The 24,057-nt window shown below is 35.5% G+C and carries 23 protein-coding genes; 12 read left to right on the top strand and 11 right to left on the bottom strand.

Translation table 11 applies throughout. From position 1 onward, the window contains the following. Window positions 1-10 precede the first annotated feature (10 nt). The 9 genes from BW951_RS04030 to BW951_RS04065 form a co-directional block, all read right to left on the bottom strand. Complete coding sequence (locus BW951_RS04030) at window positions 11-541, bottom strand: hypothetical protein (protein WP_076390661.1); 531 nt, start codon at window positions 539-541, stop codon at window positions 11-13. 33 nt (window positions 542-574) lie between these two features. Further along, window positions 575-2,329, bottom strand: a complete 1,755-nt coding sequence (gene aspS / locus BW951_RS04035; protein WP_076390662.1) for an aspartate--tRNA ligase — start codon at window positions 2,327-2,329, stop codon at window positions 575-577. Window positions 2,330-2,467: 138 nt separating this feature from the next. Then, window positions 2,468-2,899: an ankyrin repeat domain-containing protein gene (locus BW951_RS04040; RefSeq protein WP_076390663.1), complete on the bottom strand. Its 432-nt coding sequence runs from the start codon at window positions 2,897-2,899 to the stop codon at window positions 2,468-2,470. A gap of 270 nt (window positions 2,900-3,169) precedes the next feature. Further along, the gene (locus BW951_RS22500) at window positions 3,170-3,286 is read right to left on the bottom strand and encodes a hypothetical protein (RefSeq protein WP_228427490.1); all 117 of its coding nucleotides are present in this window, start codon (window positions 3,284-3,286) and stop codon (window positions 3,170-3,172) included. Between the two features lie 274 nt (window positions 3,287-3,560). After that, window positions 3,561-5,129 carry a T9SS type A sorting domain-containing protein gene (locus BW951_RS04045; protein ID WP_076390664.1) on the bottom strand — a complete coding sequence of 523 codons (1,569 nt, stop codon included), beginning with the start codon at window positions 5,127-5,129 and terminating at the stop codon, window positions 3,561-3,563. A gap of 8 nt (window positions 5,130-5,137) precedes the next feature. Further along, window positions 5,138-5,449 (bottom strand): hypothetical protein, encoded by a 312-nt coding sequence (locus tag BW951_RS04050; protein ID WP_076390665.1) that lies wholly within the window; start codon window positions 5,447-5,449, stop codon window positions 5,138-5,140. 199 nt (window positions 5,450-5,648) lie between these two features. Continuing rightward, window positions 5,649-7,829 (bottom strand): S41 family peptidase, encoded by a 2,181-nt coding sequence (locus BW951_RS04055; protein ID WP_076390666.1) that lies wholly within the window; start codon window positions 7,827-7,829, stop codon window positions 5,649-5,651. A gap of 133 nt (window positions 7,830-7,962) precedes the next feature. Continuing rightward, window positions 7,963-8,169, bottom strand: coding sequence for a helix-turn-helix domain-containing protein (locus BW951_RS04060; protein ID WP_039365153.1), 207 nt, complete (start codon window positions 8,167-8,169; stop codon window positions 7,963-7,965). A 3-nt stretch (window positions 8,170-8,172) separates the two neighbouring features. Continuing rightward, the gene (locus BW951_RS04065; protein WP_076390667.1) at window positions 8,173-8,715 is read right to left on the bottom strand and encodes a DUF2975 domain-containing protein; all 543 of its coding nucleotides are present in this window, start codon (window positions 8,713-8,715) and stop codon (window positions 8,173-8,175) included. 197 nt (window positions 8,716-8,912) lie between these two features. Between BW951_RS04065 and BW951_RS04070 the strand changes: the two genes are divergently transcribed. Together BW951_RS04070 and BW951_RS04075 are read left to right on the top strand one after the other, a co-directional pair. Beyond that, a complete protein-coding gene (locus tag BW951_RS04070; protein WP_076390668.1) occupies window positions 8,913-10,307 on the top strand; it encodes an MATE family efflux transporter in 1,395 nt (464 codons plus the stop codon). A 175-nt stretch (window positions 10,308-10,482) separates the two neighbouring features. Then, a complete protein-coding gene (locus BW951_RS04075; protein ID WP_076390669.1) occupies window positions 10,483-10,602 on the top strand; it encodes a 30S ribosomal protein THX in 120 nt (39 codons plus the stop codon). 56 nt (window positions 10,603-10,658) lie between these two features. Here BW951_RS04075 and BW951_RS04080 read toward each other — a convergent pair whose 3' ends face one another. Both BW951_RS04080 and BW951_RS04085 read right to left on the bottom strand, forming a co-directional pair. Then, window positions 10,659-11,312 carry a DUF937 domain-containing protein gene (locus tag BW951_RS04080; protein WP_076390670.1) on the bottom strand — a complete coding sequence of 218 codons (654 nt, stop codon included), beginning with the start codon at window positions 11,310-11,312 and terminating at the stop codon, window positions 10,659-10,661. A gap of 123 nt (window positions 11,313-11,435) precedes the next feature. After that, window positions 11,436-11,945, bottom strand: a complete 510-nt coding sequence (locus BW951_RS04085; RefSeq protein ID WP_076390671.1) for a DUF2480 family protein — start codon at window positions 11,943-11,945, stop codon at window positions 11,436-11,438. Between the two features lie 78 nt (window positions 11,946-12,023). Between BW951_RS04085 and lpxB the strand changes: the two genes are divergently transcribed. From lpxB to BW951_RS04135, 10 genes are all read left to right on the top strand, one after another. Next, complete coding sequence (lpxB, locus tag BW951_RS04090; protein ID WP_076390993.1) at window positions 12,024-13,127, top strand: lipid-A-disaccharide synthase; 1,104 nt, start codon at window positions 12,024-12,026, stop codon at window positions 13,125-13,127. 142 nt (window positions 13,128-13,269) lie between these two features. Further along, window positions 13,270-15,045 (top strand): ComEC/Rec2 family competence protein, encoded by a 1,776-nt coding sequence (locus BW951_RS04095; protein ID WP_228427492.1) that lies wholly within the window; start codon window positions 13,270-13,272, stop codon window positions 15,043-15,045. Between the two features lie 142 nt (window positions 15,046-15,187). Continuing rightward, window positions 15,188-15,853, top strand: a complete 666-nt coding sequence (locus BW951_RS04100) for a succinate dehydrogenase cytochrome b subunit (protein WP_076390673.1) — start codon at window positions 15,188-15,190, stop codon at window positions 15,851-15,853. Window positions 15,854-15,868: 15 nt separating this feature from the next. Beyond that, window positions 15,869-17,881: a fumarate reductase/succinate dehydrogenase flavoprotein subunit gene (locus BW951_RS04105; protein ID WP_076390674.1), complete on the top strand. Its 2,013-nt coding sequence runs from the start codon at window positions 15,869-15,871 to the stop codon at window positions 17,879-17,881. A gap of 1 nt (window position 17,882) precedes the next feature. Further along, on the top strand, window positions 17,883-18,458 hold the full coding sequence (locus BW951_RS04110; RefSeq protein WP_076390675.1) for a hypothetical protein: 576 nt from the start codon (window positions 17,883-17,885) through the stop codon (window positions 18,456-18,458). A gap of 24 nt (window positions 18,459-18,482) precedes the next feature. After that, the gene (locus tag BW951_RS04115) at window positions 18,483-19,250 is read left to right on the top strand and encodes a succinate dehydrogenase/fumarate reductase iron-sulfur subunit (protein ID WP_076390676.1); all 768 of its coding nucleotides are present in this window, start codon (window positions 18,483-18,485) and stop codon (window positions 19,248-19,250) included. Window positions 19,251-19,385: 135 nt separating this feature from the next. Next, window positions 19,386-20,957 (top strand): TlpA family protein disulfide reductase, encoded by a 1,572-nt coding sequence (locus BW951_RS04120; RefSeq protein ID WP_076390677.1) that lies wholly within the window; start codon window positions 19,386-19,388, stop codon window positions 20,955-20,957. 107 nt (window positions 20,958-21,064) lie between these two features. Continuing rightward, window positions 21,065-22,477 carry a 23S rRNA (uracil(1939)-C(5))-methyltransferase RlmD gene (rlmD, locus tag BW951_RS04125; RefSeq protein WP_076390678.1) on the top strand — a complete coding sequence of 471 codons (1,413 nt, stop codon included), beginning with the start codon at window positions 21,065-21,067 and terminating at the stop codon, window positions 22,475-22,477. Between the two features lie 76 nt (window positions 22,478-22,553). Next, entirely contained in the window at window positions 22,554-23,036 is a 483-nt protein-coding gene (locus BW951_RS04130; protein ID WP_076390994.1) for a DUF6452 family protein, read from the top strand. Then, window positions 23,002-23,667, top strand: coding sequence for a DUF6048 family protein (locus BW951_RS04135; protein WP_076390679.1), 666 nt, complete (start codon window positions 23,002-23,004; stop codon window positions 23,665-23,667). The genes BW951_RS04130 and BW951_RS04135 overlap by 35 nt, the downstream gene beginning before the upstream one ends. The last annotated feature ends 390 nt before the right edge of the window (window positions 23,668-24,057 follow it).

Below are 24,057 nucleotides of genomic sequence, written 5' to 3' on the forward strand. Positions count from 1 at the left end.
TGTTTAAAAATTATTGAATACTATCAATATTCTTTTTTAAATAATCAAACTTATCCGTGTTGATGTCTCCAATGGTAGATTCTACGCTGTATTGTTTAGAAACAATAATATATCTGTTCTTTTCATAGCAATGCTTTATAATTTCAACAGAAATCGATTCGTTGTTATCCAGATTAATAATTCCGCTAAAGCTTTCGCACCTGTAACGTCCTTCATCATTTTCGAAATGATCAAAAATACCTTTCATATCCTCTTTACTGAAAAATATGTTTTCAATATCTGCTGAAACAATAGTGTGTTTTCTCAACGTTCTTTTAAAATCATATTCTACAATTTCTTTAGCTACCCAAAAGCAGGTTGAGCTAAATACAAGCAATAATCCTGAAATGTAAGAGAGCTTCATTATTTCTTCATAAACTTTTTCTTTTACGTTCGGAGGGTAATAAAGTATTTTCTTTATAAATATGATTATGAAATAAACTGCACAGGCTATTGCAGAAATATATCCTAAAGTGGCTATTAGAGAAATTAGTGTTTTCATAAAAAAAGCGGAGAAAAAATCCCCGCTTCTAATTTATGCTTTTAAATTTAATTTCAGTTCCAGTTCATCGAGCTGTTCCTCAGCAATCGAAGAAGGCGCATCGATCATCACATCACGCCCTGAGTTATTTTTAGGGAAAGCGATATAATCTCTGATCACTTCGTTTCCGTCCAGAATTGCTACCAAACGGTCAAATCCGAAAGCTAATCCACCGTGTGGCGGCGCTCCGTATTTGAAGGCGTTCATTAAGAAACCAAACTGTGCTTCTGCTTCTTCTTTGGAGAATCCTAAAAGGTCGAACATTTTAGACTGAAGATCTTTATCGAAAATTCTGATAGAACCTCCGCCGATTTCATTTCCGTTCAACACCATATCGTAAGCGTTTGCTCTTGCTTTTCCCGGATCTGTTTCCAGTAAATGAATATCTTCCGGTTTTGGAGACGTGAAAGGGTGGTGCATCGCGTGATAACGTCCGCTTTCTTCATCAAATTCCAATAATGGGAAATCAACTACCCAAAGTGGCGCGAATTCGTTTCCTTTTCTTAATCCTAAACGGTTTCCAAGCTCCATTCTTAAAGCCGAAAGCTGCGTTCTTACTTTATTTTCGTTTCCGGAAAGAATCAACATTAAATCGCCTTCTTTAGCTCCGAATTTCTCAATAATTTTTGCTAAATCTTCCTCGCTGTAGAATTTATTTACCGAAGACGTTTTTACCCCGTCATTCTGGAATTTCACCCAAACCATTCCCGAAGCGCCGATTTGTGGTCTTTTTACCCAATCCACAAGCTCGTCGATCTGTTTTCTTGTATAATCTGCACATCCTTCAACATTGATTCCCACAACCAGTTCTGCTTCATCAAATATTTTGAAATCTTTACCTTTTATCAGTTCATTCAGTTCCACGAATTCCATTCCGAAACGGATGTCCGGTTTGTCGTTTCCGTATTTCTGCATCGCATCAGCGAAAGTCATTCTTGGGAAATCTCCGAATTCCTGACCAGTGATATCTTTCAATAAAGTTTTCGTCATTCCTTCAAAAACATTCATCACATCTTCCTGCTCTACAAAAGCCATTTCGCAGTCGATTTGTGTAAATTCCGGCTGTCTGTCGGCTCTTAAATCCTCGTCACGGAAACATTTTACGATCTGGAAATATTTATCCATTCCGCCAACCATCAATAATTGCTTGAAAGTCTGCGGAGATTGCGGCAAAGCATAAAACTGTCCCGGATTCATTCTGCTCGGAACCACGAAATCTCTTGCTCCTTCCGGAGTGGATTTAATTAAAACCGGAGTTTCAACTTCGATAAATCCGTTGTCTGAAAGATAGTTTCTCACTTTCTGTGCCATTTTATGACGGAAAATCAATTTATCTTTTACAGGATTTCTTCTGATATCCAGATAACGGTATTTCATTCTCAATTCTTCACCACCATCTGTTTCGTCCTCAATGGTGAAAGGCGGAAGCTGAGATTCATTAAGAACTGTTAAATTCTCCACTAAAATCTCAATTTCTCCTGTCGGAATATTGGGGTTTTTGCTTACTCTTTCGATAACTTTTCCGGTAACCTGAATCACAAATTCACGTCCCAGTTTTTTAGCATTTTCCATCAGTTCCGCTGTAGAACGATCCTGGTCGAAAACAAGCTGTGTAATTCCGTAACGATCCCGAAGATCTATCCAAATCATAAATCCTTTATCACGGATAGTCTGTACCCATCCTGAAAGTGTAACTTCTTCATTAAGATTTTTAAGAGATAATTCTCCGTTTGTGTGCGATCGAAACATAATTATTTGTTTAAAGTTCAATGTATAAGGCTCTGATCCGAACCTTGAATTTTCCGTTGGCAAAGATAAGATTTTTGCAGGTTTTAAAAACAAAAAAACTTCCCGAAGGAAGTTTTAAATTATTTATCTCTAAAAAAATTAAAGAACCATTGCCATTGCAGACTGTTTATTTTTAACAGCGTAGTCTTTTGTCGTTTTGCCTTTGCTGTCTTTTGCCTCTTTTTTAGCCCCGAATTTCATCAGCATTTTTGCGGCATCCATGTTTCCGGAAGCTGCTGCGTTCATTAGAGGAGTAACATCGCTGCAAGACTTGTTAACATCAGTTTTACTCACCAGATAATTGAAAACATTTTTTTTGTTTTCTTTTACACTCAAAGAAAGTAGATCTGTCTTTGTACCATTTACTGTGTAGCATTTTGAAAAATCTTCCTGACCGAAAGCTTTCTGAAAACTTTCCAGATTATCGGTACGGAACGTATTCAATTGTTCTGCTGATAACTCCTGTGCAAATAATCCGTTGGCAAAAACAGAAAGTCCGAATAGCAAAGTTGCTGTAATTATTTTTTTCATAAAACTTGATTTATCTAAAGAATATACAAAGCTAAATAAAATTTTTCGATCAATGTTGCTAATTATTAATCCATTTCGTTGCTTTTTCCAAAACTTCGTCCTTATTGTTTTTAATTCCGTCTATTGAATTTACTCAAACCAGAGTTCATAAATCGGTTGATGTTGAATAAAAAAATAAAAAGAGTGCGCGCTAAAAAATGACATATATCTTGAAATTAAATGTTTGGAAACAACTCGTGTAAAAACATGGTTACAAATCCATGCTATCGGTCAGTTCTTATTCATCAAGTTATTTTTCAAGTCCATGCTTTCGTGTGAAATTCTGACAACTTCAATCCTGTGTTTTGAAATAACTTGATAGAAAATTATGTGTTTTCCAGTTCTCAAGCTGACTAGCCGAATAACAGCTTAAGTATTTGAATTTAATTGTAACCTCCGTAAATTTCAAAATAAAAAGCAAAAAACCCCTAAAACTTGAGGTATTGCAAATGCCAACACTTTCTCGAGCAATAGGGATTTTAATGAGTTGTATTATCGTTTTTGTAAGAGTACAAAAATGAGATTATTAGAAATAATCTTCGATTTTTATTATCAACATTTATTTTTTGAAAAAAAATCTACTTTCAAAAAACATGATACTTTTTTTAATTATTAATTGGTATTACTTTTTAATAATTTTTGTTGTTTTCACTTCATTATCGCAAATTGCTTTTACCCAATAGGTTCCTCTCGCTAAATTTGAAGTGTCTATTTTGGCATCTTTAGCATTAATTTCTTCAGTAAATAATTTTTGTCCTACTGCATTATAAATGGTTACAGAAATAATTTTTTTATTGTAAGAAAGATTCAAAATATCCTTTACTGGATTAGGATAGCATAATAAATCTTGTTGAGTAATAACTTCTTCAGCAGATAAAACAGAATTGTTTTTAAACTTTACTATAGCTGTTTTACTAGGTGAAGTAGTAGTTGCATTAATAACAGCACTTATATAGATTTCTGTCATATTAGAATTTGTTCCAACATTTGTTAAATATTCATTAGCTGTTGGATCAATATCATATATAACAAAGCCATTTGTTCCGAATGTGTTGTCTAATGTGCCATTGGTGTTGAAACGGGCTAACATTATTTCTTTATTCTGGGTAGTACTAGAATCTACATAGGTGGTGTTTCCTATCAATAAAATTTTACCATCTGGTTGTACCAACATTCTTTGAAAATTAGTTTTATATGCGGTTATAGATGAAAAAGCTGTAGAAACATTCAAATACCCTGAAAAATTACTACTGCCAAAATTGTAGTCTAAATTGCCAAACTTATCTGTTTTGTAGATTCGGTAGTAGTATAATGATTGTCCATTATTATATTTATTATCTACTGCTAATGTGTAAACATTATCTTGTGCATCTAGATAATAATCTACACCACCATTGCTGCCACTACTCGAACCTTGAGAAGCAGTAAATATAAAACTATTAATTAGGCTACCTTGAGAATAGTACTTTGTTACAAATGCCTTTGAACCCTCCCTATGACTAACACCTGAATTATTATTAATTCTTACTGCCTCACCTCCTACAAAGTAATTTCCATCAGAAGATTTCAAAATTTTTCTCGCACTTGTGGTGATATGAATTCCTGTACCTCCCGTTACTGCTGGAGTATATACTGGCGAAATAATAAAATTTGTAGTTCCAGTTTCACTTTTTAAGATCACCACACCACGACTTCCCATATAATAGTCATCATTCGCCACAATAAAAAAAGTATCGTTGCTATTATTATTAGAAAGTGTAACTGTTGGGTTATATATACAAGGAGAGCAACCTGAATTACTAAAGTCAACACTATTATTTGCTGAAGTACCAAAAGTAGTGTCTATACTGCCATCAGAATTCAATCTTACAACTCTTGATTGGTATAAGTTAAGTGCTTCTTGTGTTAACAATTTTCCATTAGGATAAAGACTTATGCTCCTATAGGTGTTTGGATTTGAAAAAACTCCCATATTACCAAAAGTAGTATCTAATGCACCGTTGTTTGTTAGTTTTTTTATTTGGTTATTAATCATCAAAAAAACTTTACCATCGTTTGTAGTTTGTATATATGGAGTACCAGGTGCGTCGAAGCGTACTCCGTTGTTGCCAAAAGTTAAATCTACTTGTCCGTCTTGTGCAGATACAAATCTCGAAAGAATCAGTAAAGCAAAAAATAATTGTTTTTTCATTTGTTTTTTTATAAAATTGAACGTTTTTGATTAGTAATTACAGGAACTATAGAAGTAGTACCTTGTACATAGTAATTGCTGAAATTAATTTCGGAAGCAAAAGTAAGCGATTTGTTAATGGTAAGGTTTTCCAAGTAAGGAACGTTATTTGTTTTGGGTCTAATGATAATACTGTCACCATCATTAGCTGCGGTTATAGCTGAAGAGATTGTAGGATAAGATCCTCCGGCTCCTAGATCACGGACATAAAGGTCGGCTGCTTTAATTGTTCCAAGACTTATTATGCATAGTAATGCACAAAAGAGGTGCTTTGTTTTCATGGTTTTTGTCTATTTTTGAAATTAGGTAGCAAAACTACATTAATTTTTTTCACGAAAAAAATTAATGTATTGTAAACTCTATTAATCTTAAATTTTGTGGTATCTATTATGGATGTTGAGTTTTATCTAAGTAGAAATAGAGCTGATTGTTTGAATTTTTAAAATCAATTCAAGATTTACGATTGACAAGTTATTAAAGTCAGTTTTTAATCCATTCAATAGATTTTTCCAAAACTTCGTCCTTATTGTTTTTAATTCCGTCTATTGTAGGTTTTACTTCTACATCGGGAACAATTCCTATTCTCTGGGTTTCTTTTCCGTCGGGATAATAAATGCCGATTCCGCTGATCATGGTGGAAATATTACCCGGAAGTTTTATATCAGAAACATTTCCATCAGCTCCTGCCGTTGTAGAACCGAAAACTTTTGCATTCGGTGCTGTTCTGAAAGCCATAGTGTGATATTCTGCACTGCTTTGTGTGGTTTCATTAATTAAGATGGCAATTTTGCCCTCATAAGATTTTTTTCCGGTTCCCTGTGTTTTTAAACTTGGTGTAAAAGTGAAAAGTCCCGGCTGACTGTTGCTTGTATTCGTGAATTTTACGAAATCCGAGGATTCAGGTTTTAGCAGTTTTCCCATTTTAAAAACCACAAAATCTGAAGGATAGCTTCTGAAATCGATAACCAAACCTTTTGTGTTTTTAATTTTTTCAAAAACTTCAGGAAGAAGATCGGCATTTACACTTCCCATATAAACATAAGCAATGTTGCCATCGAGCATTTTAAAAAACTCTTTTGGCTCTTTTTTTATTTTAATATCTGAATAAGCATAGGTTTTTATAGTTTTTTCTTCTGTTTTTCCATCTCTTAAAATGGTAAGATTGATGGTTTCTGCATTGCTTCGCAACAATTTTCTCGAAATGTCCCGAAGTTGAGTAGGATAATTGGAAGCAGGAAGATATTTCAGCATATTTTTAATGATGTTTTCCATATTTTCACCATTAATTTCCGTGATGACATCTCCTTTTTTCAATCCGGTCTGTGTTCCTAAATTTTCGTCATAAAAGCCTTCAACCACAGGTTTATTTTCTGCAAAAGTTAATTTTACCGGAGAATACCTTTCGCCAAAATATTTTTCAAGCGATTTGCTGTTTCCCCAAATGTTGGCATGAGTGTCGTGAATTCTTCCGATCAGTTCCAGAGAAGCGAGATTGTATTCCGTTTCGTCTTTTGCGTTGATGAATTTTGGGATAAATTCTTTGAGTACGCCTTTCCAGTCTTCCTCGATGAGGTTTTTGTAAGGAAAATAATACTGAATCATGTTCCAGTATCTGTAAAGAGAAAGCAGTCTGAAACCTTCATCGGGATACTTCATCTCTCTGTAAGGATTTTCATGTCTGAAATCAGGATTGTCTACATTCGGAAAGAAATCGACGTAATAATTGACTTTTGGTCTTTTAGCATCTTTCAGTTGTAAAAGCAGCTCTGTAAGTTCTTTCGAGAAGCCGGAATTGGTAATCCAGTCGAGATCCGGCTTGATCTTCACATTTTTAGGCTCAGAATTTTTTGCTGTCTGAAATTTCCCTAAACCTTTGATCCAGTCTGTTAAAATCTGATCTCTCTGTTCAGCAGAAGCATTTTCAGTTTTTTTATAAATTCTGAAAAGTTCGTAATCCCAGTTGTAGTTTCCTTCGGCTACGCTTGGATGATAATATTTCAGATACCCCCAGATTAATCCCAGTTTTTTAAGGTTTTCAATATTATTCTGATCGAGGTTGATGTTGGATATTTTAGAGCCTTTATCAAATTCTTTATCAAGCTCAACTTTCGTTAATTTTTTTTCGAAAATTTTAGCATTTTCAATGTCTTTTCCGTCAATGGAAACTTTTAAGTCGTCTACCCAGATTTTTCCTTTTCCGGAAAGCAATGCTCCGATAACGATCTGTTGTGTGTTTTCCGGAGACATATTGAGGGTAACCTCATATTTTTTCCAGTCGTTTGTGCCTTTCAGACCAACGTTTTGCATATTGTTAAAAGCAACTTCAGGATCAATTCTCATCCATAATCCTGCAAATCCATCCGTTACATTTTCTGTTTTGAGATATCCGGAAAGCGTAATTTTTCTTCCTGCATAATTATTGGGAAGTGTGTACATGATTGCTCTGAAGCCTTCTGTGCCTTCAGATTCTATCACGGCAGATGCCTTTCCCTGCTGTTTTTCATTAAAATCGGAAAATACTTTTGCAGAATTATTTCCCATTAATTTCCATAAGGCAGGAGAATTGTTTTCCGAGGTTTCAAAATCGAGATTTTCAATTTTTTGCTGGGCAAAAGAAGTCATTCCCCATAGAAGAAATGGGACGATGAAATATTTTTTCATAGTGATTAAATTTTTTTGTCAAATCTAAAAAGTAAGATCTGATATTATTGTTTGTGAATAATGGTTTTAAGGAAGTTTGTGAGGTTTGAGAATGTTTTTAACGAATTTTTTAGTTTTAAAATCTTAAAGAATATTAATCTTTTACATATTCAAGGATGTCTCCGGGTTGGCAATCGAGTGCTTTGCAGATCGCTTCCAGTGTTGAAAGCTTTACAGCTTTGGCTTTTCCGGTCTTAAGAATAGAAAGATTAGCCTGAGTAATGCCAATTTTTTCGGCAAGTTCCTGAGACTGCATTTTTCTTTTCGCCAACATGACGTCTACGTTGATGATTATTGGCATAACTTAAATTGTTAAATCATTTTCAGTTTTAAGATCAACAGCTTGCTTATAAACCTGAGAAACGATGTATATAATTGCGGATACCAAAAATAGCTGAAAATTTTGATTGTCAATGCTAAAATTAAAAGTAACTTTATTTAGCAAAGCTTCTGTAATTGTATCACTTATAACTGAAAAACATCCTAAAGCTAAGGTGTAATTAGCAATTTTTGAAATAATCTTGTAAATTTCTAATGAAAACGGACTCTTCATCTGAATTTTATTCGCCAGTTTTAAAACATTTGAAAAAAGTATAGTTTGTAATATTCCTAATATGATTGTCATAAAAAGGATCACTATGGAAACTTCTTTTTTTAAAGACTGAATATCCTGTATGTGTAATCTTTTACTATCTATTTTTATTTTGCTTAAAACACCAACATCAATACCGACTATTTTTGTAATCAGTAAAATAGCAAGAAGAAATATGGTTATATAGGAGAGGATTAAATAAAGCCATAAAAGAGTAGTGAGAATGCTCAAAATCGCGGATGAATAATTTTTCATAGTATTTTTTTTATTGCAAATATATAATTATTTATTGTTTTACGATAAAAATTATTGAAATTTTTATTTTTGATTTTTCTGAGTTGATAAACGCACTTCGACTGATCTGTTCAGAATCTTTTTCATAAACTTTCCATAAGCCAAGTTATAATCATTTTTGAATCTATATTTTTGCGGAATATAAAACCGAATCAACAATGTCAAAATATTTCAATTTTCTTAAAAAAGCGCTAAGCGGTGAAGAAGTAGATTACACCAAAGCAACGATAAGAAGTGCGGTTCTTCTTCTCGCCATTCCTATGATGCTGGAAATGGCAATGGAATCTGTATTTGCATTGGTGGATCTCTATTTCGTAGGACATCTTAAAGAAAGCGGATTTGCAATACAGACAGTGGGATTAACAGAATCTGTACTTTCCGTGATGTATTCCATCGCAATCGGGATGAGTATGGCGGCAACAGCAGTGGTAGCAAGAAGAGTGGGGGAGAAAAATCCCGAACAGGCTTCCAGAAGTGCAGCGCAGGTTTTGCTGGTCTCTTTTGCCATTACTTTTCTATTGAGTCTGCTTGGAGTGATCTACGCTGAGGAAATTTTAATTCTGATGGGTTCAAAGCCCGAAGCAGCAGCATACGGAAAAGAATTCACGAGAATTATGATGGGAAGCAGTGTCATCATTATGCTTTTATTCTTAATCAACGGAATTTTTCGAGGAGCAGGAAATGCCGCGATAGCGATGAAATCTCTCTGGATCGCTAATATTGCGAATATAATTTTATGTCCGGTTTTAATCAAAGGTTTTGGTCCGGTTCCCGCCATGGGATTAACGGGAGCGGCTTTGGCAACCACCATCGGAAGAAGTATTGGAGTGATCTATCAATTATATCATCTTCTGATTGCAGATACGCAGATCAGAATTCAGTCGAAATATTTTAAACCCGACTTTGAAATCATTAAATCGGTTATCAAAATTGCAACTCCCGGAATTTTTCAGTTTGTAATTGCTTCCTGCAGTTGGATTTTTCTGGCTCAACTGGTCGCAACAACCGGCGGTGAAAATGCTTCTGCAGGATATCAGACCGCTCTGCGTTTAATGATGTTCTTTTTGCTTCAGGCTTGGGGATTAAGCAACGCCGCATCAACGTTAGTCGGACAAAACATGGGAGCCAACGAAATGTTGAGAGCAGAACAGTCCGTTATGAAAACTGTAAAGTATAATATGATCTTTATGGTAACCGTAAGTACTATTTTCTTTTTTATGGGAGATTTTTTAGTCGGATTTTTCACCAACGAATCTGAAATTAAAACTATTGCTACCAATGCTTTATATATTATGGCGGTAGGATTTATTTTCTACGGAATAGGAATGGTGATGATTAATGCTTTTAACGGAGCAGGAGATACCTGGACTCCGACTTGGGTGAATTTGTGCGGATTCTGGCTGTTCCAGATTCCTTTAGCGTATTTTTTGTCCAAATATTTCGGAATGGGACCGAAAGGTGTCTTTATATCGATTCCCGTAACCGAAACTTTAATTACTATTGTTGCATTTATTTTGTTTAAAAAAGGAAAATGGAAAACGGTAAAAGTGTAAAAAGTATGGATGCTAGGTTTTTTTTAACAAAGGTCGATTTACGCTTCAGTAATAAACTTCCAGCCTCTGTCTCTCAACTTCCCGCTACAGAATTATAAAAATTTTAACAGCTCCAATCTTTGATTTTTACAGGGTATTTTTTAATTTCGTAGTTAATCAACTAAAATTTATTTCTATGGGAAAAGGAGACAAAAAATCTAGAAGAGGTAAGATCAACAATGGAAGCTATGGAAAAAGAAGACCGAGAAAAGCTTCGAAAACAGTTGCTGCTTCAGAAGAAAAAACTAAAAATTAAAATAAAAAGACCGGAGATTATTTTTTCTCCGGTCTTTTTTATGTAACAAAATTAAATTATTTTCCGAAAAATCCGCCAAGGATATCTCCCAATCCGCCTCCGCCTTGCTGCTTCTGCTGATTGCCTCCTCCAAGAACGCTTCCGAGAATGTCATTCAAAGGATTTCCGGACTGAGAATTTCCTCCGCCCAAAACGCTTCCTAAAATATCATTTAAAGGGTTAGACTGCTGTTGCTGAGCCTGATTGGATGCATTCCCAAGAATTCCTCCCAAAAGATCGCCTAAACCTCCTGCTCCTACATTGTTCTGTTGCTTTTCTTTTCCGATGTAGCCCATAATTACAGGAGCCAGCATCGCTAAAATAGGTCCCACTTTATCAATGGAAATTCCTGTATTTTGTGAAAGCTGATTTTCTACATTCGATTTATCTCCACCAAAAATATGGCTTAATATAGAACCTCCTTCTGCCTGTCTCGCATCTGCCTGAGAAACGTCGTCCAGAATACTTCCGTCGTGATCTTTATCCAAAGCGTTATTTAAAGCTTCAGCTTCATTCGCGTCCTGAGATTTGTTTCTAAGGTAAGAAATGATAAGCGGTGCCGCAACTGCCAGTAAAGCAATTACCTGCGTTTTGCTGATCCCGAATTTGTTTTCAGCCTGTTCAGCAACCTGGTTGCCGGTGTTCCCTGTAAGTAGGTCGATTAAACTCATAGTTTGTGTTTATTTTATTGTTAAGTCAACCAAAGTTATCAAAAAATATTCCCCAAAGATTTTTTTTAATCAAAATTTGAGATTTATTTTTGAAATTACCCATAAGTTATTGATTATCAATAATTAATTTTTTAAGATCGGAACATTGGAACATGCTTCACCAAACATCAGCGATTTCACGATCGGCTGAAGCTGTTCAACCAGTTCGATGTACGCGTTTTCAGGAATCTCTTTGTCTGAGCAGCCTTTTACCAACACTCTTTTTCCGCGCATTTCATCAAAATCATGGCTTTGAATGGCGTTGTGCATTAAAATAACTTCCAGATCTTCACGGTTTCCGAAAACTATTTTTTTGGTTACTTCGGTAAGTCTTGCCGTAATCAGGAAATATGCCCAAAGCGGAACGATCGCATCCGCAGAATTGTAGACGTACACATAAGCATCACGATATTCTTCAACATCAATGGCTGCCACTTTTTCGCGGAAATCTTTTTCCTTTAAGACCATTTCCATGAAAAGAAAATCTTTAAGATCAATTCCCTTTCTGGCTCCCTTCGGAACAAGATCCGTAAGATCAAAATTGATTAAACCGCTTTCCGCAATTTTATTCCGTATTTCAAATTCTTCTGACATTTTTTATCATTATCTTTGAACAAATTTACAAATTAAGATCGTACAACGTCTTACTTGTTCTCTATTCTGATTATAGAAATGAAATATTACATTATCGCAGGAGAGGCTTCCGGAGATTTGCACGGAAGCAATTTAATGAAAGCTTTGAAGCAGAAAGATACCACTGCCGAATTCAGATTCTGGGGTGGCGATTTAATGGCGCAACAGGGCGGAACTTTGGTGAAACATTACCGCGATCTTGCTTTCATGGGATTTCTGGAAGTAGCTATGAATCTGCGGACCATTCTGAATAATATTAAATTCTGCAAAGAAGATATTAAAAACAACAGACCGGATGTTTTAATTTTGGTAGATTATCCCGGATTCAATTTAAGGATTGCAAAATTTGCCAAAGAATTAGGCATTAAAGTCGTTTACTATATTTCTCCACAGCTTTGGGCATGGAAAGAGGGGAGAGTAGAGATCATTAAAAAATATGTTGATGAAATGATGGTGATCCTTCCGTTTGAGGAAGATTTCTACAAAAAACATGGGGTACATTCGCATTTTGTAGGTCATCCGTTGTTGGATGCGATTTCAACGCTGCAAAATATTGATGTTGAAGTATTTAAAAAGGAAAATAACTTAAACGAGAAAGAAATTATTGCGCTTTTGCCGGGTTCCAGAAAACAGGAAGTGGAAAAAATGCTGGAAATGATGCTTTCCGTAAGACCTTACTTTGAAGAATATCAGTTCGTTATCGCAGGAGCGCCGAGTTTGCCGAAAGAATTTTATCAGAGTTACGTAGACGAAAATGTGCATTTTGTTTCCAATAAAACGTATGATTTGCTGAGGTGCTCGAAAGTAGCTTTGGTAACATCGGGAACTGCCACGTTAGAAACTGCTTTACTGAATGTTCCGGAAGTAGTTTGCTACCGTGGAAGCAAAATTTCTTATGCGATTGCGAAAAGACTCGTTAAAAACATCAAATATATTTCTCTGGTGAATTTAATTATGGATCGTGAAGTCGTTAAAGAACTGATTCAGAATGATCTTAATACGAATAATCTGGTGGAAGAACTGAAAAAGATTTTAGAAACCGATAAAAGAACACCGCTTTTAAGAGATTACGATTTGTTGAGAGAAAAATTAGGCGGAAAAGGAGCCAGTGAAAATGCGGCTGATGTCATTTTAAAGGTTTAAAAAATCAAATAAACTATAAAAAATCGTAGAAAATTTTTCTGCGATTTTTCTTTTATATCATGAATTTAAGTCAAAATTTAAGATTTTAAAATTTTGATTTGCCGATTGTTATTCAATTAAATATTTTTGAGATGCACAAATTTTGAAATTGAATAAACAGCCGATTTTAATTCTTGCCATCTCTTTTATTTCGGGAATTTTTGTTCAGGATTTTTTTTCTCTGAATGAAAGTTTTGTGTATTCCGTTGTCATCATTTGTGCTTTCATTTTAGCCATTACTTTTCTTAAAAATTACTACCTCCATAAAGCGAAACCTTATTTACTCGGCTTTATGTTTTTCGGGGTCGGAATTATCCTGCATTTTTTCAATTCTTTTGCATCCGGAAATGTTTCGATTTCTAAAAATGAAACCATTGTTTTTAAAATAGCTAAAAAACTGAATTCCAGTGAGGGAAATCGGAAGTATGAAGGTGTGATACAAGCCGGAAACCAAACTTTCAATGCTGTTATTTATATTCCGAAAAGCGAAAAGGAACTTGATTTCTTACATTATTATCAGGCTCAGGCTTACGTTTCAAAACCGAAGCCGCCACAATATGATTTTCAGTTTGATTATTCGAAATATCTTTTAAGGAGAAATATTGAATACCAGTGTTATATCAATAATGAAATTAAGGAAGCAGAAAGGAAAGATCTAAGCTTCACAGAGAAGTTTTCCCAGAAAAGACTGGAAGTTTTGCAAAGAATTGATGAAACCGGAATGTCTTCAAAGTCAAAAGAATTTTTAAAAGGAATTATTCTTGCCGACCGAACGGAAATGGATGCGCAGACGGTTCAGGATTTTAACCGTTCTGGATTGGTGCATTTTCTTGCGATTTCGGGAACACATATTGTTGTCATCTTCGGATTGTTCTATTTTTTGCTGATTAAAATTTTACCTTTAAGTTTTAGAAAATATGCGGTTATTTTCAGTTTAATTTTTATCTGGTTGTTTATAATTTTTATCGGATTTGGAAGTTCTGTCGTACGTTCAGGTTTAATGCTGAGTATTTATTTTATTTACAATTTGCTGCAAAGGAAATCCGATCTGCTGCATTCACTTTCTCTGTCTGCTTTCATTATTTTAATATTTGATACTCAACAGCTTTTTGATGTCGGTTTTCAGTTGAGCTTTTGTGCGGTTCTCGGAATTTACTGGCTGAATCAACCGGTTTTAAATTATTTTCCGATACAGGATAACCGGTTTAAAAAACTGATCTTTAATACAATTTCGATTTCTGTTTCTGCTCAGTTAGCAACGCTTCCTCTGGTTCTGTACTATTTTCATCAGTTTTCATTTATTTCAATTATTGCCAACTTTTTCATTGTTCCTTTTTCTGAAGCAATCATTGTTTTTTCATTTTTAATGACCACTTTAATTGCTTTTCATCTTGATTTTCATTTGATGAATGTCGCCTATGATTTTGTTATTAAGATTTTACTTACAATCATTCATTGGTTTGCAGATTTTGGTCATTTATTCATCGAAAATATTCCCATGAATCTGATCGAGGTTTTTGCTTTATTTCTGATCATTTATTTTCTGAGATTTTTCATTTTAAAACCAAAACTGAAAAACCTGACAATAGTATTGATGACAGTTTTTATTTTTTACGTTTTAAGAACAGGGTTTAATTTCTATGAAAATCAGCGTGACGAAATTCTGTTTCATGATTTTTCTAAAACCCAAGTTTTGTCTGTAAAAAAAGGAAACAATGCCTGTTTCTGGATTGAGGAAAATTCAGATCATAGAAAAATGATTCGGTTTATAATTAATCCATATTGTTCTTCAAGAAGAATTAGTAATTATCAGATTAAAACCTTCCCGAAAGATGTAACAAAAGTAGTTTATAATGGCAAAATTTATAACTTTAATTAATCATTACATTTTCTGTTTTTCCTTTATTTATAATATTTTAACTCTTATTTAGAAAGATTACAAACTGGGTTTTTGTGAGATTTCTCACTTTTTGATGTTGTTAACATTTCTTAATTTTGTGGAAAATCAAATTTAAACTTATATGGCAGGTTTAACGAGTTCTACGATAGGTAGAAAATATGCTATGGCATTATCAGCTCTGTTTTTGCTGATTTTTCTTATACTGCATTTGACGACCAATTTGTTATCAGTCCTTAATGATCATGATGTATTCAATAAAGCGTCAGAATTTATGGGCTATAATCCTTTTGTGCAGTTCTTAATGCAGCCTATTCTTGGTTTTGCAGTTCTTTTCCATTTCATTATGGGATTTGTTCTTGAAATTAAGAATAACAAAGCACGTCCTGTGAAGTATGCAGCAAACAACGCTTCTGCAAATTCTTCATGGATGTCCAGAAATATGATTATTTCCGGATCTGTAGTGTTGGCTTTCCTGGCGCTTCACTTCTATGATTTCTGGTGGCATGAGATCAACTACAAGTATGTTCAGGGAATTGCTCCTGATTCTGAACGTTTCTGGCCGGAACTTCACGAGAAGTTTGCAGATATCTGGAGGGTGGCTTTGTATGTAATTTCTTTCGTTTTGTTAGGATTACACTTGGCTCACGGTTTCCAGTCTTCATTCCAGTCAATCGGGGCAAGACATCCAAAATATACGCCGGTAATTAAGGCTTTCGGAAAATGGTATTCTATCCTTATTCCTGCAGGTTTTATCATTATCGCAATTTTTCACTTTGTAACTCAATAATATCAATATACTAATATGAGTAAATTAGATTCAAAAATTCCAGCGGGTCCTCTTAAGGATAAATGGAAAAATCATAAAGACCATATGAACCTTGTTGCACCAAACAACAGAGACAAGATTGATATTATTGTTGTAGGTACAGGTTTGGCAGGTGGTTCTGCGGCAGCTACTCTGGCTGAGCAAGGATATAACGTAAAAGCATTCTGCTATCAGGATTCTCCAAGAAGAGCGCACTCTATCGCAGCTCAGGGAGGTATCAACGCAGCTAAAAACTATCAGGGAGACGGTGACTCTACGTACAGATTGTTCTATGATACCATTAAAGGTGGAGACTACAGAGCAAGAGAGGCAAACGTTTACAGATTGGCTGAAGTTTCTGCAAATATCATCGACCAGTGCGTTGCTCAGGGAGTTCCTTTCGGGCGTGAGTACGGAGGTCAGTTAGATAACCGTTCATTTGGTGGGGTTCAGGTAAAAAGAACCTTCTACGCAAAAGGACAGACAGGTCAGCAGTTATTATTAGGTGCTTATTCTGCAATGAGCCGTCAGATCGGTAAAGGCAGAATTAAAATGTACAACCGTCATGAAATGATGGATCTTGTGATCGTAGACGGAAAAGCAAGAGGAATCATCGCAAGAAATCTTGTGACAGGTGAAATCGAAAGACACTCTGCACACGCAGTGGTTATTGCTTCAGGAGGATACGGAAACGTATATTTCCTTTCTACAAACGCAATGGGTTCTAACGTTTCTGCAGCATGGAAGATTCACAAAAAAGGAGCGTATTTCGCAAATCCTTGTTATGTACAGATTCACCCAACGTGTATTCCGGTTCACGGAACACAGCAGTCTAAGCTTACTTTGATGTCTGAATCTTTAAGAAACTCCGGAAGAATCTGGGTTCCTAAAAAGATTGAAGATGCACAAGCGATCAGAGCAGGGAAATTAAGACCTGAAAACATCAAAGAAGAAGACAGAGATTATTATCTGGAAAGAAGATATCCTGCATTCGGTAACCTTGTTCCTAGAGACGTTGCTTCAAGAGCGGCTAAGGAAAGATGTGATGCCGGATACGGAATCGAAAATAACGATACTCAGGAAGGTGTTTACCTTGATTTCTCTACAGAGATCATGAAAAAAGGTAGAGAAGCCGCTATTGAGAAACACATCAGCAATCCTACGGATCAGCAGATTTATGATTTGGGTAAAAAATGGGTTGAGGAGAAATACGGTAACCTTTTCGTAATGTACGAAAAAATTACAGCAGACGATCCTTACAAAACTCCGATGAAGATTTATCCTGCGGTTCACTATACCATGGGTGGAGTTTGGGTAGATTACAACTTACAGTCTACTATTCCGGGATGTTTTGTTATCGGGGAAGCGAACTTCTCAGATCACGGAGCAAACAGATTGGGAGCTTCTGCTTTGATGCAGGGACTTGCAGACGGATACTTCGTACTTCCTTACACCATTGCAGATTATCTTTCAGCAGATATCAGAACGGGAGCCATTCCTACGGCTTCTTCCGCATTTGACGAAGCTGAAAAAGGAATTAAAGAAAAAATTGATTTCTTCTTAAATAATAATGGAACCCATTCGGTAGATTATTTCCACAAGCAGTTAGGAAACATTATGTGGAATAAGGTAGGAATGGGAAGAACGCCTGAAGGTTTAAGAGAAGCCATCAGAGAAATTGAAGAAGTAAGAAACAATTTCTGGAAAGACGTAAAAGTTCCGGGAGATAACGACGGAATGAATACAGAGCTTGAAAAAGCATTCAGAGTTGCCGATTTCTTAGAGCTTGGACAGTTAATGGCTATCGATGCATTGCACAGAAACGAATCTTGTGGAGGACATTTCCGTGAAGATCACTCAACTCCGGACGGAGAGGCAGAAAGAGATGACGAAAATTACAAATATGTAGGAGCTTGGGAATATCAGGGAAGCGATATCAACGCGGAAGTGTTGCATAAAGAAGAACTGATCTACGACAACATCGAAGTTAAAACAAGAAGTTACAAATAAGATGAAGAGTTTAAAAAAAGTATTATTATTTTTTGTAGTTCTCTTCGGAATTTCTACTGTTTTTGCTCAGAAAATTACGACTCAGGAAATTGATAAACCTTCGGAAGGAAAATCTCTGGTTTATATTCTAAAAACAGGAGCGGGAGCTTTGATCAACTTTAGAATTTATGATAAAGATATATTCTTAGGGGCACTTCCAAGTGGAAAATATTTAGCTTATGAATGTGAACCGGGACAGCATTTGTTTTGGGCTGGTGCAGAAAACAGAGACTACGTGGAGGCAAATCTTGAACCGAATTCAGTGTACGTAATTAACGCTGAAGGACAAATGGGAGCTTTTGTTGCAGGTGTAAATCTTAGACCAATGAACCCCAATGAGTTTAGAGATAAAAAAGTTTTTTATCAGGTTGTAAAAAATGATACAAAACAACTTTATACTAAATCCGACGAAGATAAATCTGAAAATATTGCAAAAGCAATGGAGAAATATCAGGAGTTGAAAAGTAAAAATTCAAATAAAATTGCAGTTCTAACTTCAGATATGAAATTTGAAAATGCAGATAAACCAACAAAATAATCTCCAACCTATAAATATAACATTATGAGTGCAAAAAAAGGCTTACATCTTACGCTGAAAATTTGGAGACAAAAAAATAATAAATCTAAAGGTCAGTTTGAGACTTATAAAATATCGGATGTTTCTACAGATTCTTCATTTTTGGAGATGTTGGACATCCTTAACGAGAGTTTAATTAACGAAGGAAAAGAGCCGGTAGCTTTCGATCACGACTGTCGTGAAGGAATCTGCGGAATGTGTTCTCTTTACATCAACGGTAGAGCACACGGTCCGGATACAGGAATTACAACCTGTCAGCTTCACATGAGAATGTTCAAAGACGGTGAAACCATCGTTATCGAACCATGGAGAAGTGCGGCTTTCCCGGTTATTAAAGACTTAATGGTAGACAGAAGCGCATTCGACAGAGTAATGGCTGCTGGTGGTTTCATTTCAGTGAACACTTCAGGAAATACTTTGGACGCCAATGCAATTCCGGTTCCTAAAGAAGATGCAGACAAAGCAATGGACGCTGCTGCCTGTATCGGATGCGGAGCTTGTGTGGCTACCTGTAAAAACGGATCTGCAATGCTATTCGTTGGGGCTAAAGTTTCTCAGTACGCACTTTTACCGCAGGGTAGAGTAGAAGCGAAGAGAAGAGTACTGAACATGGTAAAAGCCATGGACGAAGAAGGATTCGGAAACTGTTCAAACACAGGAGCTTGTGAAGTGGAATGTCCGAAAGGAATTTCTCTTGAAAACATTGCCCGAATGAACAGAGAATTTATCACAGCTTTTGCTGACAGAGGATAAAATCTATCGAGATAACATAAAAAATCGTCTCCTCACCGGATGGCGATTTTTTTTAGTTAAATCTTTCATAAAAGTAATATTTAATTGCTTTTAGTTTAATGAAAAAACTATTTTTGCGTAATTATAAAATTCAAAATGAAAAAATATCTTTTATTGTTTATCATCGCGGTTTTTGCGATGTCTTGCTCTAAAAAAGTAGAAGTAAAAGGAAAAATCACGGGAGGTTCTCCATTGGAGAGAATAGAATTAATAGAAGCTTCGGGAGTAGCAACTTTACCATTAATGAATATCGGGGTAAATAAAGACGGAACTTTCACTGGAAATTTCGATGCTCCGAAAAGCGGAATGTATCTGCTTTCTTACGGAGGAAAAAGAAATTTAATCTACCTTAAAGGCGGTCAGAAACTTGAAATTTCTGGTAATGCAATGACTTTCCCGACTGAATATGTGATCACGGGAGATGCGAAGAATAACAACGATTTCTTCATGGCTACCCAGAAATATCTTGCAACGTATGCTCAGACAGTTAATATGAATGAGCTGATGACGAAAGATGAAAAAACCTTCCTTAAAGGAATAGAAAAAGTTCAGGCAGATGTTAATAAAAACATCGATGAAAATGTTAAGAAGTTTAGTCCGGATAATGAAGTGGTTACCTGGAAGAAAAATGATCTTTCAACTACGTTGCTTACCATCCTGAACCAGTATGAAATGGGACATAAGCAAATGGGGAATCCTTCATTTAAAGTAACGAAAGCTTTTACAGATTTCACTAATAAACTGGAAGAGAACAAAGATGTATTGGTAAAAGAACATCCTTTATACAGAGAATATCTTTTAACAAAAATGAGTCCTGATTTTCAGAAATATGCTCAGGCAAAAACTGCAGGGAAAAAGGATGTTACCACTTCAGAATTATTCACAGAATATTTAAAGAAAAACCAAAAAGATCTTTCACAGACAGCTAAAGACTATTTATTGGCATTTGTAATGGCGCAGTCGGATATTCATCCGGGTTCACCTGAAAAAACAGTTGAGAAGATCAAAAAAATTATCGACGAAGATATTAAAGATGCTACCATTAAAGAAGATCTAAAGAAAATTCAGTTTGCCATCAACGGATTCAAAATTGGAGAACAGGCTCCTGAAGCTTCTTTAGTAAAAGCAGACGGAAAATCGTACAATCTTTCTGAAAATAAAGGAAAGCCATATTTATTAGCGTTTTATGCTTCTTGGAATCCTTATATAGGAGAAGCTACCATTCCTGTATTGAAAGAAGTAGTGAATTTTTACAAATCTAAAATGAATTTTGTTTTTGTAAATGTTGACGATACAAAAGACCAGTTTGTGAAAACAAGCAGCTCTTTACTAAAAGGAATTACCGGAACTAATGTTTACGGTGAAAACGGATTAAATTCTGATATTGCTAAAAAATACGGAGTTTACGGATTTAAGTTACCTTGCTTTATCGTGGTAGATAAAGACGGTAAAATTGCAAGCAAGCCGTTCTTCAACTTAGGAGATCCGGAATTGGTGACCGTTTTAGACAAGCAGACAGGTCTTTCCGCTCCAAAGGTAAATCCTAATGTTCAGTTACAACCGGGATTAGGAATGGATCCTGCAGTGGTAGCCGCTCAGCAGCAACAGGCAGCAGGACAACAGGCTCCTCAGCAACAGGCAAATCCTCAGCCGGCTCAGACAAAATAATTTAAATTGAGTACAGATATAAACCTTATCTTCGGATAAGGTTTTTTTTATTGTATTTTTGCAGACTGAAACGTAAAAGTTTCATTAGGAAAATAGAAAATTGTACAATGAGCAGAAAGAATAAGAAAAATTTAATTCTTGAAAATATAAAACTCTTAAATGCAGGAGCTAAAGGAGTGGCAATAGGAAGAACGGAAGAAGGGAAAACCGTTATGGTTTCCGGAGCAATTCCAGGAGATGTGGTGAATGTAAGAGTGAAAAAAGCAAAGTCCAAATACTTTGAAGGTGAAGCTTTGGAAGTTCTGGAAAAATCGCCTTACAGAGTAGAGCCGAAATGTGTTCACTTCGGAGTTTGCGGAGGCTGCAAATGGCAGAACATGAGCTATGAAAAGCAGCTTGCTTTCAAACAGGAAGAAGTGTACAATAATATTAAACGAATCGGAGGCATTGAAAATTTTGATACCGTTCCGATTTTAGGTTCGGAAGAGCAGTATTTTTACCGAAATAAAATGGAGTTTTCTTTCTCCAATTCCCGTTGGCTTACCCAATACGAGATCAGTTCCGAAGAAAATTTCGGCAGCAGAGATGCTTTAGGGTTTCATATTCCGGGGATGTGGAGCAAAATTCTAGATCTTAAAGAATGTTTTCTTCAGGAAGATCCTTCAAACGCGATCCGATTGGCAGTGAAACAGTATGTTGTAAATGAAGGCTTAGACTTTTTTGATGTCCGCAATCACGAAGGTTTTTTAAGAACTTTAATGATGAGACAAAACTCGAAAGGCGAATGGATGGTTCTTTTCCAGCTTTTCAGAGAAGAAAAAGAAAACAGAGAAAAACTATTCGGATTTTTGCTTGAAAAATTCCCGCAAATCAAGACTTTGGTCTACGCGATTAATCCGAAAGCCAACGATTCTATCTATGATCTGGATATCAATGTGTATTTTGGGGAAGGCTATTTAATGGAGGAAATGGATGGTTTAAAGTTTAAAATCGGTCCAAAATCATTCTTTCAGACCAACTATAAACAAGCGTTGGAATTATACAGAAAAACGCTTGAATTTGCAGATTTAAAAGGAAATGAAGTAGTGTATGATCTTTATACAGGTACAGGAACAATTGCTCAGTATGTCGCAAGAAATGCAAAGCAGGTAATCGGAATAGAATCTGTACAGGAAGCCATAGATGCAGCCATTGAACACGCAGAACTGAACGGTCTTACGAATACAACGTTCTATTGCGGAGATATGAAAGATATTTTCAATGACGACTTTCTGGCGAATCATCCGAAAGCAGATGTCCTGATCACAGATCCTCCAAGAGACGGAATGCACCAGAAAGTGGTTGAGCAGATTTTAAAACTTTCTCCTGAAAAAGTAGTTTACGTAAGCTGTAATTCTGCTACCCAGGCAAGAGATTTAGCCTTAATGAAAGAACAGTATGATGTGGTAAAGATTTTACCGGTGGATATGTTCCCGCAGACGCATCACGTAGAAAATATTGCTTTGCTGATTAAGAAATAATTTAATTACTTTTGAAGGAATCAAATCTTAAGATGAAATGCCGGATTTGTCCGGTAAAGTAAAACAAAATGTTCAGATGAAATATTTTAAATTTTTAATCGCCATTTCTTTTATCAGTCTGCTTTTTTCATGTGGCGGCGATAATGATATCTGTGAAAGCGGGGAAGGAACTCCGAGAATGAGAGTTTCTTTCAAAACGCAGGCAACCGATAAGGAAAGAACGCTGGATTCTCTGTATGTAGCGGTAGATTACGGTTCCGGAAAAGTACAGTTGGGAGGACAGGCTAAAATTACTTCAAGGGTTATTCCTTTAAGAGTGGACAATTCAACTTATACGGATGTTTATTTCAGAATTACCAACAAAGGTTCTGAATCTAAAGTAAGGATAAATTATACCACAAAATCTGCTTATGTTTCTCCGGGTTGCGGAATAAAGCTTACCTACGAAAATTTAAATTCAGTATTAGATCCAAACACAACGACTCCGGTAAAGGAAATCCAGGCCGGACAAAATTTTATAGAGAATGAAGACAAGACTAATCTTTTCCTTCTTTTTTAGTGTAATCAGTCTTTTGGGCTTTGCTCAGGAGAAGAAAGATAAGGAAACTGCAAAGGAAAAATGGAAATATGAACCCAATTTCATGATCGGTTTTGATGTTCTGAATACAGGGGTTTCTTTCTTTTCAGACAGAAAGTTGTATCAGGGTTTTGTATCTTCAAAACTGAAAGATAATCTTCATGCCATAGCAGAAGCCGGTTTTGAGTCTAATATTTACCAGAAAAACGGTTATGACGGAAAGGCAAATGGCCCTTTCGTAAAAATCGGGGCATTCTATATGTTGGCAAAAGATCTTGAAAATGAATTCAATGGTTTCTATGCGGGTGGAAAAATAGCGGGTTCCTTTTATAAACAGGAATATATGGCGGTTCCCGTTCGTGGCTACGGTGGAAGCAGTTCTGCAATTTCCTTTCCTTCCTCTACACAGTCGTCCTATTGGCTGGAAGGAACATTGGGAGGAAGAGTACAGCTTTTTGAAACTAATTTCTACATTGATGTCAATCTTCAGCCGCGATATCTGGTGTATACCACAAAACAGGACGAAATCCAGCCCATGATCGTTCCGGGATTCGGAAGAAGCTCTTCTAAATTCGGAATGGGCTTCGCGTGGAATCTGGCGTATAAATTTTAAATCAGCACATTAAGCAAAGTAATCCTTTTGAATTTTTAAAGGGTTATATTTTAAATAAAATTTTTAATCTATTACATGTTAATTGTTAAAATTAATATATAAATATGATTTTTATGTTGTTTTTTTAATTAAAGTTGATTTTTTTGATATTTTTTCTTTGATTTTTAAGTAATCTATGAGTATTTTTGAAATATTAAAAATATTCTTAATATGAAAAAACTCATTACTACTTTTTTATGTAGTTTAATAGGAGGTACAGCTATTGCACAATGGACTCCAACTACATTCGCAGGTAGATCGGAAAAATCTTCTAATGTTAGAAGTTACTATAAGTTAGATCTTATAAAAATAAGAAGTCAACTTAAAGATGCACAAGAATCAGGAAAAAAT

The sequence above is a fragment of the Chryseobacterium gambrini genome (assembly GCF_900156825.1).
GTDB classification, from domain to species: domain Bacteria; phylum Bacteroidota; class Bacteroidia; order Flavobacteriales; family Weeksellaceae; genus Chryseobacterium; species Chryseobacterium gambrini.